The organism is Pseudomonas sp. NPDC087803, assembly GCF_044742995.1.
Taxonomy (GTDB): Bacteria; Pseudomonadota; Gammaproteobacteria; order Pseudomonadales; family Pseudomonadaceae; genus Aquipseudomonas.
The window spans coordinates 24966-39346 of record NZ_JBIUVO010000049.1 but is presented as its reverse complement, the minus strand read 5'-3'; the positions used below and the strand labels follow the sequence as shown (position 1 = coordinate 39346).

Genomic DNA, 14381 nt, shown 5'->3' with positions numbered 1-14381 from the left:
CCCGACCCCCCGGCGCCGCCCCCCCCCCCCCCCCCCCCCCCCCCCCCCCCCCCCCCCCCCCCCCCCCCCCACCCACGAAGCGCAATTCGGCGAACTGGAAACCCTCGGCGAGCTGACCAAGATCGCCTGGAAACACGACGTGCAGTGCATGATCGAAGGCCCGGGCCACGTGCCGATGCAGTTGATCAAAGAGAACATGGACAAGCAGCTGGAGTGCTGCGACGAGGCGCCGTTCTACACCCTCGGCCCGCTGACCACCGACATCGCGCCGGGTTACGACCACATCACTTCGGGTATCGGTGCGGCGATGATCGGCTGGTTCGGTTGCGCCATGCTCTGCTACGTGACGCCGAAGGAACACCTTGGCTTGCCGAACAAGGATGACGTGAAAACCGGGATCATCACCTACAAAATCGCCGCGCATGCCGCCGACCTTGCCAAGGGCCACCCGGGCGCGCAGATTCGTGACAACGCCTTGAGCAAGGCGCGTTTCGAATTCCGTTGGGAAGACCAGTTCAACCTCGGTCTGGACCCGGACACCGCGCGTTCGTATCACGATGAAACCCTGCCGAAGGACTCGGCCAAGGTCGCGCATTTCTGCTCGATGTGCGGGCCGAAATTCTGCTCGATGAAGATCACTCAGGAAGTCCGCGAGTACGCGGCCAACCAGCGGATCGACGCGGTCGACGTGGACGTCGCCCAGGGCCTTGCGGAACAGGCCGAGCGGTTCAAGAAGGAAGGCAGTCAGCTGTACAAAAAAGTCTGATCCCTGGCTGATGTTTTGTGGTGAGGGGATTTATCCCCGATCGACTGCGCAGCAGTCGCAATTTTGAGAACCGGATCCCTCAGATGTACCGCATTCTCAGGTTTTGGGGCTGCTTCGCAGCCCATCGGGGATGAATCCCCTCGCCACAAGTGGGCCAGCTTGATCACACACAACAACAAATGTCCCTCTGAGATAACACCCTTGAGCATTCAACCCAGCACTTATTCCCCCGACCTCGCCGTACCCGCCGACAAGCGGGTTTTCGGCGGTCGCGATCTGTTTTCCCTGTGGTTTTCCCTCGGCATCGGCCTGATGGTGCTGCAGACCGGTGCCTTGCTCGCGCCCGGTCTGGGCTTGTCCGGTTCACTGCTGGCGATCTTCCTCGGCACCCTGGTCGGCGTGCTATTGCTGGCAGCAGTCGGGGTGATCGGCAGCGACACCGGCCTGTCGTCGATGGCCGCCCTCAAGCTCAGCCTCGGCAGCAAAGGCGCGAGCCTGCCGGCGCTGCTCAACCTGCTGCAACTGATCGGTTGGGGCTCGTTCGAAATCATCGTCATGCGTGATGCAGCCAGCCTGCTCGGCACCCGTGCGTTCAGCGAAGGTTCGCTGTGGGCCAGCCCGATGCTCTGGACCTTGTGCTTCGGTGCGCTGGCGACCCTGCTCGCAGTCAGCGGGCCGCTGACGTTCGTGCGCAAGATTCTGCGCAAGTGGGGCATCTGGCTGATTCTGGCGGCGTGCATCTGGCTGACCTGGAATCTGTTCGCCAAGGCTGATCTGGCGGCACTCTGGGCGCGTACCGGGGACGGTTCGATGCCGTTCGCCGTGGGCTTCGACATTGCCATCGCGATGCCGCTGTCGTGGCTGCCGCTGATCGCCGATTACTCGCGTTTCGGCAAGCGTGCGAAGAACGTCTTCGGCGGCACTGCGATCGGTTTCTTTATCGGCAATTTCTGGCTGATGAGCCTCGGCGTTGCGTACACCCTGGCGTTTGCGCCGAGCGGTGAAGTCAACGCGTTGCTGCTGGCATTGGCCGGTGCCGGTCTGGGCATTCCGCTGCTGCTGATTCTGTTGGACGAGTCGGAAAATGCATTCGCCGACATTCATTCGGCGGCGGTCTCGAGCGGGATTCTGTTGCGCTTGAAAGTCGAACATCTGGCGTTGGCCATCGGCGTGCTCTGCACCCTGATCGCTCTGCTGGCACCATTGGCGCAGTACCAGAACTTCCTGCTGCTGATCGGTTCGGTGTTCGCGCCACTGTTCGGCGTGGTGCTGGTCGATCACTTCATTCTGCGCAAACGCCGGGCGCAAATTGCGTCAGCCGCATTGCGCTGGCCGGCGCTGCTGGCGTGGCTGGGCGGGATCAGCACCTACCACTTGCTGGCGAATCTGTATCCGGATGTCGGCGCGACCCTGCCGGCGCTGGTGCTGGCAGGGTTGCTGCACTGGGTGCTGGGCCGGGCCTTCAGTTACGGCCAGGAACCAGCTCAGGCTTGAGGATGCCGCTCAGGCGCGAATAGGGGATCGACATTTCGATCAGACCCAGCGCGTATGGCGCAATGGTGCTCACGTTGTACTTGAGCACCACGGCGTTGGTGGTCAGGGCGATGTTCGGGGTTTTCACGAACGGCCAGCTCTTGACGAATTCCGGTTCCTGATCGAGCCGGGTCTTGATCAGCCAGCTGTTGTGGGCCACTTGTGCAGCTTTCCAGAACGCCTCCTCCTGACCCGGCAGCAACATGTCCGAGAGGTTCAGCACTTTGTGCTGCTGACGCGAATAGTTGATGAAGCCGCGCCCCGGGACGTCGTGAGTGCCGCCGGTGTCGAGGTAGCTCGACAACTCGATAATCACCAAGCCGTCATGCTGCTCACGTACCCTGGCTTGCAGATAGCTGCCGTAGTGTGGCGGGGCGCTGCGCAGGAACTGCTCGCGATAGGCGGCCAGCGTTGGCGCCACCGGAGCATTCGGCTCGATGCGGGTCATTTGCAGCAGATGTTTTTCAATGATGCCGTCCAGTGCCGGCTCCGCCGGGAAACGCAGGGTATCGATGTTCACCAGTGGGCAGTCCGCGCTGGAACAGCCGGGTTTCAAGGTTTCCGATGCATCACGGGTGGTTTCCAGCGGCGTGCGGTAGCTGGGCTGGAACAGGCTCGAGCAAGCGCCCAGGGTCAGGGCGATTGCAGCCACGGAGGCAATTTTGAAAAGCGACATGGGCGTCCTTTCTGAAACAGGGGAAGGCAAAAAGTTATCCGCTTCGACTCACACCGAAGCAGTCAGTTCGCCACTAAGCTAATTAGAGTGGGTTTCGCCTCCACCGTCCATCCCGCTGATGGTAAAGGGGCTGCATCAATCTTCATCGGCGCGTTAGGATGGCGCGAAGTCGAGGTTGCAGGTCACAAAAAGCAACCTCGTATCGGATTTGCAGGAAAGAGGATGCTTATGACTGATTTTGCCACCGCCACGCCGGCCACCGTCGATGTCGTCAAGCGCGAGCGTTGCTACGAGGGCTTCTACAAGCTCGATCGCTTGCACCTGCGCCATGAACTGTTCGCCGGCGGCATGAGCCGCGAAATCAACCGCGAAGTCTTCGTGCGCCACGATGCCGTGTGCCTGCTGCCCTACGATCCGCAGCGTGATGAAGTGGTGCTGCTCGAGCAGTTTCGCGTCGGCGCCATGGGCAAGACCGACAACCCGTGGCTGGTCGAACTGGTCGCCGGTCTGATCGACAAGGCTGAAGTGCCGGAAGAAGTTGCTCACCGCGAGGCGCAGGAGGAAGCTGGGCTGGACATCAAGGCCCTGTGGCCGATGACCAAATATTTCCCGTCGCCGGGCGGCAGCAACGAGTTCGTGCATTTGTACCTGGGGCATTGCAGTACCGACGGCGTAGGCGGCCTGCATGGGCTGGAGGAAGAAGCAGAAGATATCCGCGTCACGGTCTGGGCGTTTGAAGATGCCTTGCAGGCCGTGCGTGACGGACGTATTGCCAACGCGGCGAGCATCATCGCCTTGCAATGGCTGGCGCTGAACCGCGCCGAAGTGAGGGGGTTATGGTCGTAAACAAGCTGCGCGATCGTTATCGAGTCGACCTCGCCGGGCTGCAAGCCGCCTGCGAGGCCAACTACGCGCGCCTGATGCGACTGGTGCCGGACATGCGCAACGAGCCCGAGGCGCGGCGCATCGCCGTGACCCAGGGCGAGCAGATGCTCGGCGTGCTGGCCCTCGAAGTGCTGCAGACCTGCCCCTACACCACCACCTTGCAGGTGCGCCAGGAACACAGCCTGCCGTGGCTGCCGGTGCCGCAGCTGGAAGTGCAGGTCTACCACGATGCGCGCATGGCCGAGGTGATCAGCGCCGAACATGCACGACGCTTTCGCGGCATCTATCCTTACCCGAACGCCGCGATGCATCAGCCGGATGAAAAGGCCCAGCTCAATCTGTTCCTGGGGGAATGGCTGAGCCACTGTCTGGCCCTGGGGCACGAGTACGAAGTCGTACGCTAGTTGTGAACTGCGTCCGGTTCGGCGGTTTCCCCTTTTGGCCAAGCCCCAGCATAATTGCGGCATTCAACCGATTCCGTGCTTTTGCCTTGGGAGAACGCCTTGCCGAGCGTATCCACGTTGACCACCGCCGATCCGGCGTTGCTGGTGCAGTTATCCGACAGCCATCTGTTCGCCGAGGCGGACGGTACGCTGCTGGGCATGAACACCCGAGAGAGCCTGCAAAAGGTCATTGAGCAGGTGCTCGAGCAGCAGCCACGGATCGACCTGATGCTGGCCACGGGGGATATTTCCCAGGATGGCACGCTGGAGTCGTATCAGCGGTTTCGTGCGATGACCGCGCAGATCGACGCGCCGGCGCGCTGGATTCCCGGCAATCACGACGAGCCGCAGATCATGGCGGTGGCGGCGGTGCAAAGTGCGTTGCTGGAGTCGGTGGTCGATATCGGCAACTGGCGGGTGACCCTGCTCGATTCGGCGGTACCCGGTTCTGTCCCGGGTTATCTGCAGGACGATCAGTTGCAACTGCTGGCGCGCTCGTTGAGCGAAGCGCCGGAGCGCCATCATCTGGTGTGTTTCCACCATCATCCGGTGCCGGTCGGTTGTGCCTGGGCGGAGCCGATCGGCTTGCGCAACCCGGAAGCGTTTTTCGACGTGCTGGATCGTTTTCCACAGGCGCGTGCGGTGTTGTGGGGGCATGTGCATCAGGAAATCGACCGCGAGCGCAACGGCGTGCGGTTGATGGCTTCGCCGTCGACCTGCATTCAGTTCGAGCCGGGGAGCGAAGAGTTCAAGGTCGGTGAGCAGGCGCCGGGGTATCGCTGGTTGCGGCTGTTGCCCGATGGTCGGCTCGAAACCGGCGTGGAGCGCGTTACCGACTTCGAATTCACTGTCGATTACGGCTCCGAAGGCTACTGATTTCGATCAAGAGCCCCTCACCCCAGCCCTCTCCCGGAGGGAGAGGGAGCTGACCGAGGTGTCTGGCGTTATCCATCGACCTGAAAGAATGTGTCGATTATGGATTCGCTGAAACTCGCTCAAGTCGGTGTAGCTCTTGAATATCCCCCATTCAGTCCCCTCTCCCTCCGGGAGAGGGCTAGGGTGAGGGGCTTTCTCCCTGTAAACTCCGCTATCTTTCGCCGACACCCAGGGAGCTCAAATGTCCGGTTCGATCCTCTATATCCACGGTTTCAACAGCGCCCCGGCCTCGAAAAAGGCCTGTCAGATGGTCGAGGTGATGGAGCGGTTGGGTTTGAGCGAGCAATTGCGTGTCCCGGCGCTGCATCACCATCCGCGTGAAGCCATCGGTCAGTTGCAGCAGGCGATTGCCGAGCTGGGCCGGCCGTTGCTGGTGGGAAGCTCACTCGGCGGCTACTATGCGACTCACCTGGCTGAGCGCCACGGCTTGAAAGCCCTGCTGGTCAACCCGGCGGTCAGCCCGCACCGGATGTTCGACGGCTACCTGGGCACGCAGAAAAACCTGTATACCGATGAGACCTGGGAATTGACCCACGACCATGTGAAGGCCCTGGCCGAGCTGGAAGTGCCGGCGCCCATGGATGCGCAGCGTTATCAGGTGTGGTTGCAGACCGGCGATGAAACACTGGATTATCGCCTCGCCCAGCAGTATTACCGGGCCTGTGCCCTGCGCATTCAGGCCGGCGGCGACCACAGTTACCAGGGTTTTGCCGGGCAATTGCCGGCGTTGCTGAGTTTTGCCGGCATTGGCGCCGATTTGTATCAGGCAATCGATTTCACCGCACTGTGAAGTCTTGCCCCTTTTTCATTGAATCACTGACGACGAGACCCTATGGCCACTCCCAGCGCTAGCTCTTATAACGCCGACGCCATCGAAGTCCTCTCGGGCCTCGACCCGGTGCGCAAACGCCCCGGCATGTACACCGACACCAGTCGGCCGAACCACCTCGCCCAGGAAGTCATCGACAACAGTGTCGACGAAGCCCTGGCCGGCCACGCCAAATCGGTGCAGGTCATTCTGCACGCCGATCACTCTCTGGAAGTCAGCGACGACGGTCGCGGCATGCCAGTGGACATTCACCCGGAAGAGGGGGTGTCGGGTGTCGAGCTGATCCTCACCAAGCTGCACGCGGGCGGCAAGTTTTCCAACAAGAACTACCAGTTCTCCGGCGGTCTGCACGGGGTGGGTATTTCCGTGGTCAACGCCCTGTCGACCGAAGTCCGGGTACGGGTGAAACGTGACGGCAACGAATACCAGATGACCTTCGCCGATGGCTTCAAGGCCACCGAGCTGGAAGTCGTCGGTACTGTCGGCAAGCGCAACACCGGCACCAGCGTGTACTTCGCGCCGGACCCGAAATACTTCGACTCAGCGAAATTCTCCATCAGCCGCCTCAAGCATGTACTCAAGGCCAAGGCTGTGTTGTGCCCGGGGCTGCTGGTCAGCTTCGAAGACAAAGGCACCGGCGAGAAAGTCGAGTGGCATTACGAAGACGGTCTGCGCTCCTATCTGGTGGACGCGGTCAGCGAATTCGAGCGCCTGCCGGACGAGCCGTTCTGCGGCAGCCTCGCCGGTAATAAAGAAGCGGTCGACTGGGCGCTGCTGTGGTTGCCGGAGGGTGGCGACGCGGTGCAGGAAAGCTACGTCAACCTGATCCCGACGGCGCAGGGCGGTACCCACGTCAACGGTCTGCGTCAGGGCCTGCTCGACGCGATGCGCGAGTTCTGCGAATTCCGCAGCCTGCTGCCGCGCGGCGTGAAGCTGGCGCCGGAAGACGTCTGGGAGCGCATCGCTTTCGTCCTGTCGATGAAGATGCAGGAACCGCAATTCTCCGGGCAGACCAAAGAGCGCCTGTCGTCCCGTGAAGCGGCGGCGTTCGTTTCCGGTGTGGTCAAGGACGCCTTCAGCCTGTGGCTCAACGCCAACCCGGAAACCGGTCTGGCGCTGGCCGAACTGGCGATCAACAACGCCGGTCGCCGCCTCAAGGCGAGCAAGAAAGTCGAGCGCAAACGCGTGACCCAGGGGCCGGCATTGCCGGGCAAACTGGCTGACTGCGCCGGTCAGGACCCGATGCGTTCCGAGCTGTTCCTGGTCGAAGGTGATTCCGCCGGTGGTTCCGCCAAGCAAGCGCGGGACAAGGAATTTCAGGCGATCCTGCCGTTGCGCGGCAAGATCCTCAACACCTGGGAAGTCGACGGCAGCGAAGTGCTCGCCAGCCAGGAAGTGCACAACATCGCCGTGGCCATCGGGGTCGATCCGGGCGCTGCGGACATGAGCCAGCTGCGCTACGGCAAGATCTGCATCCTCGCCGACGCCGACTCTGACGGTCTGCACATCGCGACCTTGCTGTGCGCGCTGTTCGTCCAGCACTTCCGCCCGCTGGTGGATGCCGGTCACGTCTACGTGGCGATGCCGCCGCTGTACCGCATCGACCTCGGCAAAGAAATCTACTATGCCCTCGACGATGCCGAGCGCGACGGGATTCTCGACCGTCTGGTGGCCGAGAAAAAACGCGGCAAACCGCAGGTCACCCGATTCAAAGGTCTGGGTGAGATGAACCCGCCGCAGCTGCGTGAAACCACCATGGACCCGAACACCCGGCGCCTGGTGCAACTGACGCTGGGCGAGGACTTTGCCGAGACCTCGGAAATGATGGACATGCTGCTGGCGAAGAAACGCGCCGGTGACCGCAAGAGCTGGCTCGAATCCAAGGGCAACCTGGCCGAGGTGACGGCCTGATGCGGTTTGGCTGGGCCTTGGCGGGTGCGTTGCTGCTGAGTGCGATGAGTGTGTCGGCCGAACCGCTCCAGGAACTGCGCGTGCTCTCGGAACACCCGGTCGACGGCATGCGCGGCGGTAACCTGTCGGGGCTGGCCATGTGTGGCAGCGAGTTGTGGACGGTGTCGGACCGCGATGACGACCAGATCTATCGGCTCAATACCGCCGATAAGGTCTGGCAGGCCGAAGCCTTGCACATCGACGTGCCGCCGGTGCCGGAGACCGGTTTGCCGTGGGGATTGCGCTCGCGCAATTGGGCCGCGTCGTTCGTGCGCGGTGGCGACCTGGATTTCGAAGGCATCAGCTGCGACAGCGCCGGCAATCGCTACATTGTCAGCGAAGGCCACGCGGCGGTCTTGCAGGTGCCCGTCAGCGGCCCGGTGAACTGGCTGAAGATCTCGCCGATGATGGTTCGCGAAGCGCGGGCCAGTGGCATGCTCCTGCATTTCAATGCGATCTTCGAAGGTCTGGCGATCAACCCGGCGGGCGATCAGATGTGGCTGGCCGCCGAACGGCAAAGCCGTGGCTTGCTGCTGATCAAGCGTCAGCAGACGGTGTGGGATTGCGACGGTCGTTGCGTGCTGCTCAGCGAGGGCGGCAAGGAGATGCAGCCGCCGCAGTTCCCGCATGCCAAAGCGGTCGACCGCGACTTTTCCGACCTTTCGTTGTTCAACGGCAAACTGTTTACCCTTGAACGCAACGCCTTCCAGATTTGTCGGCGCGATGCGCAGACCGCCAAGGTCGAGCGTTGCTGGTCGTACGCCGCTGAACTGTTGCAGGCCAACCGCCGTTACGCGCAGAACTTCGGGCTGGAAGAGGCACTGATCGTTGACGCTGAGGGTGCGTGGGTCGGCGTCGACAATAATTTCGGCCCGCGGGCCGACGGTGAGGTTCGCCCGATTGTCTGGCGCTTCGCCGCGCCTGAAGGCGGCTGGAGCGCCAAGCCGTGAGTCAGCAACCGCCGGGCAAGCGCGCCGGCCGGGTGTTGATGATTCTGGCCTGGTGCGCGGGGCTGTTTCTGGCCACGCGGTTTTTCGGCGAATGGGAACAGCGTCAGCAGAATCCGAACGTAGTGATCACGTCCGAGCAGCATGACGGCGTGATCGAAGTGAAGCTGGCCGGCAACGCCCAAGGGCATTTTGTCGCCAGCGGGCAGATCAACGGGGAACCGGTGGAGTTCATGCTCGACACCGGCGCCACCGATGTGGCGATCCCGGCGGATCTGGCCAAACGCTTGAAACTGGAAGAAGGTTTCGGTGTGACCCTGAGCACGGCCAACGGCCTGAGCCAGGGCTACCGGACCAAAATCGACCGCCTGCAACTGGGCGACATCGTGCTGCGGGATGTCCGCGCACTGGTGGCGCCGGGGCTGCATGGCGATCAGGTGCTGCTCGGCATGAGCGCCCTGAACAAACTTGAATTTACTCAGCGCGGCGGCACCATGCTGCTGCGCCAGACAACGAACCGATGAGGCCCGCATGAGCGATATCCTTGCAGACAGCTTAGATGGCGTAGAACGCCGATCGCTGGCTGACTTCACCGAAAATGCCTACCTCAACTATTCCATGTACGTGATCATGGACCGTGCTCTGCCGCATATCGGCGACGGCCTGAAACCGGTGCAGCGGCGCATCATTTATGCGATGAGCGAGTTGGGGCTGGACGCCGATTCCAAGCACAAGAAATCGGCGCGTACCGTCGGTGACGTGCTCGGCAAGTTCCACCCGCACGGCGACTCGGCGTGCTACGAAGCGATGGTGCTGATGGCCCAGCCGTTCAGCTATCGCTACACGCTGGTCGACGGCCAGGGCAACTGGGGTGCGCCGGACGATCCGAAGTCTTTCGCCGCCATGCGTTACACCGAAGCCCGCCTGTCACGCTATTCCGAAGTGCTGCTCAGCGAACTGGGCCAGGGCACGGCCGACTGGGGCCCGAACTTCGACGGCACCCTGCAGGAACCTTTGGTTCTGCCGGCACGTTTGCCGAACATCCTGCTCAACGGCACCACCGGCATCGCTGTCGGTATGGCCACCGACGTACCGCCGCACAACCTGCGCGAAGTCGCCACCGCTTGCGTGCGCCTGCTCGATGAGCCGAAAGCCACGGTCGAACAGCTCTGCGAGCACATTCAGGGCCCGGATTACCCGACCGAAGCGGAAATCATCACGCCGCGCGCCGACCTGCTGAAAATGTACGAAACCGGCAAAGGCTCGGTGCGCATGCGTGCCGTGTACCACGTCGAGGACGGCGACATCATCGTCACCGCGCTGCCGCACCAGGTTTCCGGGGCGAAAGTGCTGGAGCAGATCGCCGCGCTGATGCAGGCCAAGCCGTCGAAAGCGCCGCAGATCGCTGACCTGCGTGACGAATCCGACCACGAAAACCCGTGCCGCATCGTGATCATTCCGGTCAACAGCCGCGTCGATCACGAAGCGCTGATGCAGCATCTGTTCGCCAGCACCGAGCTGGAGTCGACCTACCGGGTCAACGTCAACATCATCGGTCTGGACGGCAAGCCGCAGCTGAAAAACCTGCGTGCGTTGCTGGTCGAATGGCTGGAATTCCGCCTGCTGACCGTGCGCCGCCGCCTGCAATTCCGCCTCGACAAGGTCGAGCGTCGCCTGCACCTGTTGGACGGTTTGCTGATTGCCTACCTCAACCTGGATGAAGTGATCCACATCATCCGTACCGAGGAACACCCGAAAGCCAAGCTGATCGAGCGTTTCGCCCTCAGCGAGATTCAGGCCGACTACATCCTCGACACCCGTCTGCGGCAGTTGGCGCGCCTGGAAGAGATGAAGCTGCGCGACGAGCAGGATGAACTGCTCAAGGAACAAGCCAAGCTGCAAGCCCTGCTGGGCAGCGAAGCCAAGCTGAAGAAGCTGGTGCGCACCGAGCTGTTGAAAGACGCTGAAACCTACGGCGATGACCGTCGTTCGCCCATCGTCGAGCGCGCTGAAGCGAAAGCGCTGACCGAACACGATCTGCTGCCGAACGAGAAAGTCACCGTCGTGCTGTCGGAAAAAGGCTGGATCCGTTCGGCCAAGGGGCATGACATCGACGCCACGGGCCTTTCGTACAAGGCCGGCGATGGCTTCAAGACCTCGGCGGCGGGTCGCTCCAACCAGTCTGCCGTGGTGATTGACTCCACGGGTCGCAGCTATTCGGTGGCCGCGCACACCTTGCCATCGGCCCGGGGCCAGGGAGAGCCGTTGACCGGACGGCTGACGCCACCACCGGGTGCGACTTTCGAATGCGTGCTGATGCCGGAAGACGATGCGCTGTACGTGATCGCCTCCGATGCCGGTTACGGTTTCGTGGTCAAGGGCGAAGACCTGCAAGCCAAGAACAAGGCCGGTAAAGCCCTGTTGAGCTTGCCGAACAACGCCAAGGTGATCGCGCCGCGTCCGGTGACCGATCGTGAGAATGATCTGCTGGCCGCCGTGACAAGCGAGGGGCGGATGCTGGTCTTCAATATCAGCGATTTGCCGCAGTTGGCGAAGGGCAAGGGCAACAAGATCATCGGAGTGCCGGGTGACCGTGTCGCCAGCCGTGAGGAGTTTGTCACCGACATTGCGGTCATTCCCGCGGGCGCTACGTTGATCCTGCAAGCAGGTAAACGTCCATACAAACTGAAAGCCGAAGACCTTGAGCACTACAAAGGTGAGCGCGGACGTCGTGGCAACAAGTTGCCACGTGGCTTTCAGAGGGTGGATGCGCTGCTCGTCGAAAACCTCAATTAGGCCAGAACACCTCCCCTAGACGCGTCGTTCTACGATTTAACGCGTAGATCGACGCTTTGGCGCTGGAGTCGGAACGCATATTCACGGATGATATGGCCTTTCCAAGCGCCGGCGTGGCCGAGCGTTCTTCATATTTATTGAGTATTTTCACTGTGGTCAGCCTTGTGGCGACCACCTGGACGGGATGATGACTGCTCTGCGCCCCCTTATTTTCCTGCTCGCTGGGGTTTTGGGCCTGGCGGGCTGCAGCGTTCACCAACCGGTGTCGCTGTATCAACTGGACAGCGGAAGTCCGGTTCAACCTGCGCAAAGCGCAGGCATGGCGGTTTTGTTGGGGCCGGTAATCGTGGCTGATTACCTGCAACGCGAAACCCTGCTGCAACGTCAACCTGACGGCAGTCTGCAAGCTTCGACCGATGGTCGCTGGGCTGGCAGCCTTTCGTCGGATATCGATCAATTGCTGATGCGTCAGGTGGCCGGTCATCTGGACAGCCAGCGTGTGGTGCTGGCACCTGCCACTCTGGGCTTTACCCCGGATGTGCAGGTATTGCTGACCATCACGCGCCTGGACTCCGGTGAGAAACAACCGGCGATTCTCGATGCGCAATGGCGTCTGATCGACCGTCGTGGTCAGGTGCGCGACAACCGCATCGTCCACCTGCAAGAGCTGCATGCCGGTACTACGGCTTCGCAGGTGCAGGCGCAGGGGATTTTGCTGCAGCGTCTGGCCGAGCAGTTGTCGGTGGCACTCAAACCATTGGCCAACCAGCCACCGGTGGCTGAGGCGCCGCGTAAAGCCGCCCCTAAACCGGCAGCGCCGGCGGCGGAAGCCGAGAAGCAGCCGAAGATCCCGATGGCTTCGCCGATTCGTACCGATATGGAAGTGTTCCGCTTCTAAGGCTGAATCAGCGTCAAACCAGAGCCCGCCTTGTGCGGGCTTTGTTGTGTCTGGGGCTGGGGATCCTTGTCGCCAGCGCTGGCGCCTTCGCGAGCAAGCCCGCTCCCACATTTGATCAGCTGCGGGCACATACCCTGTGGGAGCGGGCTTGCTCGCGAAGAGGCCCGGACAGACGGCAAAAGATATAGGGGGGTACGACGATCCTATGTAGGAGCTGCCGCTTTTCAACAGGCCACAAAAAAGCCCGCAGACAATCACTCGTCCGCGGGCTTTTGTGTATCTGCCTAAGCCTTACGCCCGGCGCTCATGCATCCGCGCCAGTTGCCGCTCAAGCATCGACGGATAAGGCTCCATCAGCCGCTCGACACAGCAGGCGCCTTCAGGGCTGGCAATCGGGCGGATCCGCGCACGCTGGCGAATCAGCCCGTCGTCACCGATCTTGCGCTCGACCAGCAGCAGGTTGCGACTGTGCTGCGACAGGGCCAGGGCATCCTGAGCCGAATCGGTCAGCAGCAGGTCGATCTGGCTCAGACCGAACAGGTCATCACCCAGGGTCAGACCCAACTGCAATTGCAGGGTGATGCCGCTGTCGGCGACTTCGATCTGCAACTGATGGCCCAGCGCGCGCAGCAATTCACCGCAGCAGATCGCATTGGTCAGGTAGTCATCACCGCTGTCTTCGGTGTGGAACAGCATCAGTGTGCTGCCATCGTTCAAGGTTTCGATTTCGCCCTGATACAGCGAGGCGGCCTGATCGAGGCAGTCGCGGTAGCGCTCCAGCAACTCTTCCAGGCGGGCACGCGGCAGGCGCCGCAGTTGCTCTTGCGAACCCAGCTGGATTGCCAGCACCGCGCTGTGTTGCGGCACGCTCGGGGTCGCCTGACGCGGGGCCGCTGGAGCGGCTTCGGTCAGCGACTCGTCGCGCAGATCGGCAAACGGATCTTCGTCGTCATCATCGTCTTCAACGGTGCTGACCACGTGGCGCGGCGCCGGTTTCTGCGCGGCCATCGGGCGGGTTTCGTCAAAACTCGGATCGCGCAGGTTGCGCACTTCGAACTCTGGTTCATCCTCTTCTTCGAACTCGGGTTCCGGCTCGGGCTCGGGTTTAGGCGCAGGCTCCGGAGCGAAGTTGGCGTGCAGTTGCCGCGCCAGATCGCCGATCTCGTCCTGACGGTCGGTGCCCGGGGTGTATTCGTCGATGTTGCGCAGCCACACGCGCAGTTGCAGCAGCGGCGTCGACAGGTAGCGCCCCATGCGCAGGCTCAGGGCCAGCGACAGCGCCAACAGAATCGCACTGAGAATGCCCATGCTTTGCAGGCTGATGGTCATCGGCTGCTGGAACTGATCCATGTCCAGGCTGATGCGCAGTTGCCCGGCGGTCACGTCCTGGAAGGTGATCTTGCTCTCGTACATGCCTTCGGCTTCGCCCAGCAGGCTGTGCTTGGGGCGCTGACCGGATTCGGCGAGGATGCGGTTGTCCACGCTATAGATAGCCGCGTGGGCCACCAGCTTGTTCTTGGTCAGGTTGTTGAGCAGCACGTTGAGGCTGAGGATGTCGTTGGACACCAACAGTTCGGTGGCGGAGGTGGCGGTCTGCGTGGTCAGGCTTTCGCCCAGCGCATCGGCCTGCTCGTGCATGGCCTGCTTGAACTGCAAGCCCATCACCCCGGCTTAGATCACCAGGGCCAGAGCGACCAGGATCACGTTTTGGCTGGCAATGCG

At 62.0% G+C, this 14381-nt stretch carries 12 protein-coding genes and 1 pseudogene (1 of these 13 only partly in view); 11 read left to right on the top strand and 2 right to left on the bottom strand.

The window, feature by feature from the left end:
• Positions 1-766, top strand: a 766-nt coding sequence (locus ACIOUG_RS20405; RefSeq protein ID WP_401068183.1) for a phosphomethylpyrimidine synthase ThiC, incomplete at its 5' end; no start/stop codon positions are given.
• A gap of 201 nt (positions 767-967) precedes the next feature.
• Positions 968-2260: a putative hydroxymethylpyrimidine transporter CytX gene (cytX, locus tag ACIOUG_RS20400; protein WP_401068181.1), complete on the top strand. Its 1293-nt coding sequence runs from the start codon at positions 968-970 to the stop codon at positions 2258-2260.
• On the opposite strand, the gene ACIOUG_RS20395 is transcribed toward cytX, so the two are convergent.
• Complete coding sequence (locus ACIOUG_RS20395; protein WP_401068178.1) at positions 2229-2975, bottom strand: RsiV family protein; 747 nt, start codon at positions 2973-2975, stop codon at positions 2229-2231. The genes cytX and ACIOUG_RS20395 overlap by 32 nt on opposite strands.
• Positions 2976-3203: 228 nt before the next feature.
• Here ACIOUG_RS20395 and ACIOUG_RS20390 point away from each other — a divergent pair, with 228 nt between their 5' ends.
• From ACIOUG_RS20390 to ACIOUG_RS20350, 9 genes are all read left to right on the top strand, one after another.
• Complete coding sequence (locus ACIOUG_RS20390) at positions 3204-3821, top strand: NUDIX domain-containing protein (RefSeq protein ID WP_401068176.1); 618 nt, start codon at positions 3204-3206, stop codon at positions 3819-3821.
• Positions 3812-4264, top strand: coding sequence for a DUF1249 domain-containing protein (locus tag ACIOUG_RS20385; protein WP_003221062.1), 453 nt, complete (start codon positions 3812-3814; stop codon positions 4262-4264). The genes ACIOUG_RS20390 and ACIOUG_RS20385 overlap by 10 nt, the downstream gene beginning before the upstream one ends.
• Positions 4265-4363: 99 nt before the next feature.
• A complete protein-coding gene (gene cpdA, locus ACIOUG_RS20380; RefSeq protein WP_401068174.1) occupies positions 4364-5179 on the top strand; it encodes a 3',5'-cyclic-AMP phosphodiesterase in 816 nt (271 codons plus the stop codon).
• A 241-nt stretch (positions 5180-5420) separates the two neighbouring features.
• Positions 5421-6029 carry a YqiA/YcfP family alpha/beta fold hydrolase gene (locus ACIOUG_RS20375; RefSeq protein WP_401068171.1) on the top strand — a complete coding sequence of 203 codons (609 nt, stop codon included), beginning with the start codon at positions 5421-5423 and terminating at the stop codon, positions 6027-6029.
• A 42-nt stretch (positions 6030-6071) separates the two neighbouring features.
• Entirely contained in the window at positions 6072-7979 is a 1908-nt protein-coding gene (parE, locus tag ACIOUG_RS20370; protein ID WP_401068169.1) for a DNA topoisomerase IV subunit B, read from the top strand.
• Entirely contained in the window at positions 7979-8968 is a 990-nt protein-coding gene (locus tag ACIOUG_RS20365; RefSeq protein ID WP_401068167.1) for an esterase-like activity of phytase family protein, read from the top strand. The genes parE and ACIOUG_RS20365 overlap by 1 nt, the downstream gene beginning before the upstream one ends.
• Complete coding sequence (locus ACIOUG_RS20360; RefSeq protein WP_401068165.1) at positions 8965-9489, top strand: TIGR02281 family clan AA aspartic protease; 525 nt, start codon at positions 8965-8967, stop codon at positions 9487-9489. Before ACIOUG_RS20365 ends, ACIOUG_RS20360 begins: the two co-directional genes overlap by 4 nt.
• A 7-nt stretch (positions 9490-9496) precedes the next feature.
• Entirely contained in the window at positions 9497-11761 is a 2265-nt protein-coding gene (gene parC / locus ACIOUG_RS20355) for a DNA topoisomerase IV subunit A (protein ID WP_401068163.1), read from the top strand.
• A gap of 187 nt (positions 11762-11948) precedes the next feature.
• Positions 11949-12659, top strand: coding sequence for a membrane integrity-associated transporter subunit PqiC (locus tag ACIOUG_RS20350; RefSeq protein ID WP_401068160.1), 711 nt, complete (start codon positions 11949-11951; stop codon positions 12657-12659).
• Positions 12660-12950: 291 nt separating this feature from the next.
• Here ACIOUG_RS20350 and ACIOUG_RS20345 read toward each other — a convergent pair.
• Positions 12951-14381 (bottom strand): annotated as a pseudogene (locus ACIOUG_RS20345) (AhpA/YtjB family protein) (it continues 75 nt past the right edge of the window).

Bases quoted from the DNA above. Each gene is read 5' to 3' on its own strand.
- ACIOUG_RS20395 (WP_401068178.1), bottom strand. From the start codon at position 2,975: ATGTCGCTTTTCAAAATTGCCTCCGTGGCTGCAATCGCCCTGACCCTG.
- ACIOUG_RS20390 (WP_401068176.1), top strand. From the start codon at position 3,204: ATGACTGATTTTGCCACCGCCACGCCGGCCACCGTCGATGTCGTCAAG.
- ACIOUG_RS20385 (WP_003221062.1), top strand. From the start codon at position 3,812: ATGGTCGTAAACAAGCTGCGCGATCGTTATCGAGTCGACCTCGCCGGG.
- ACIOUG_RS20375 (WP_401068171.1), top strand. From the start codon at position 5,421: ATGTCCGGTTCGATCCTCTATATCCACGGTTTCAACAGCGCCCCGGCC.
- parE (WP_401068169.1), top strand. From the start codon at position 6,072: ATGGCCACTCCCAGCGCTAGCTCTTATAACGCCGACGCCATCGAAGTC.
- ACIOUG_RS20365 (WP_401068167.1), top strand. From the start codon at position 7,979: ATGCGGTTTGGCTGGGCCTTGGCGGGTGCGTTGCTGCTGAGTGCGATG.
- parC (WP_401068163.1), top strand. From the start codon at position 9,497: ATGAGCGATATCCTTGCAGACAGCTTAGATGGCGTAGAACGCCGATCG.
- ACIOUG_RS20350 (WP_401068160.1), top strand. From the start codon at position 11,949: ATGACTGCTCTGCGCCCCCTTATTTTCCTGCTCGCTGGGGTTTTGGGC.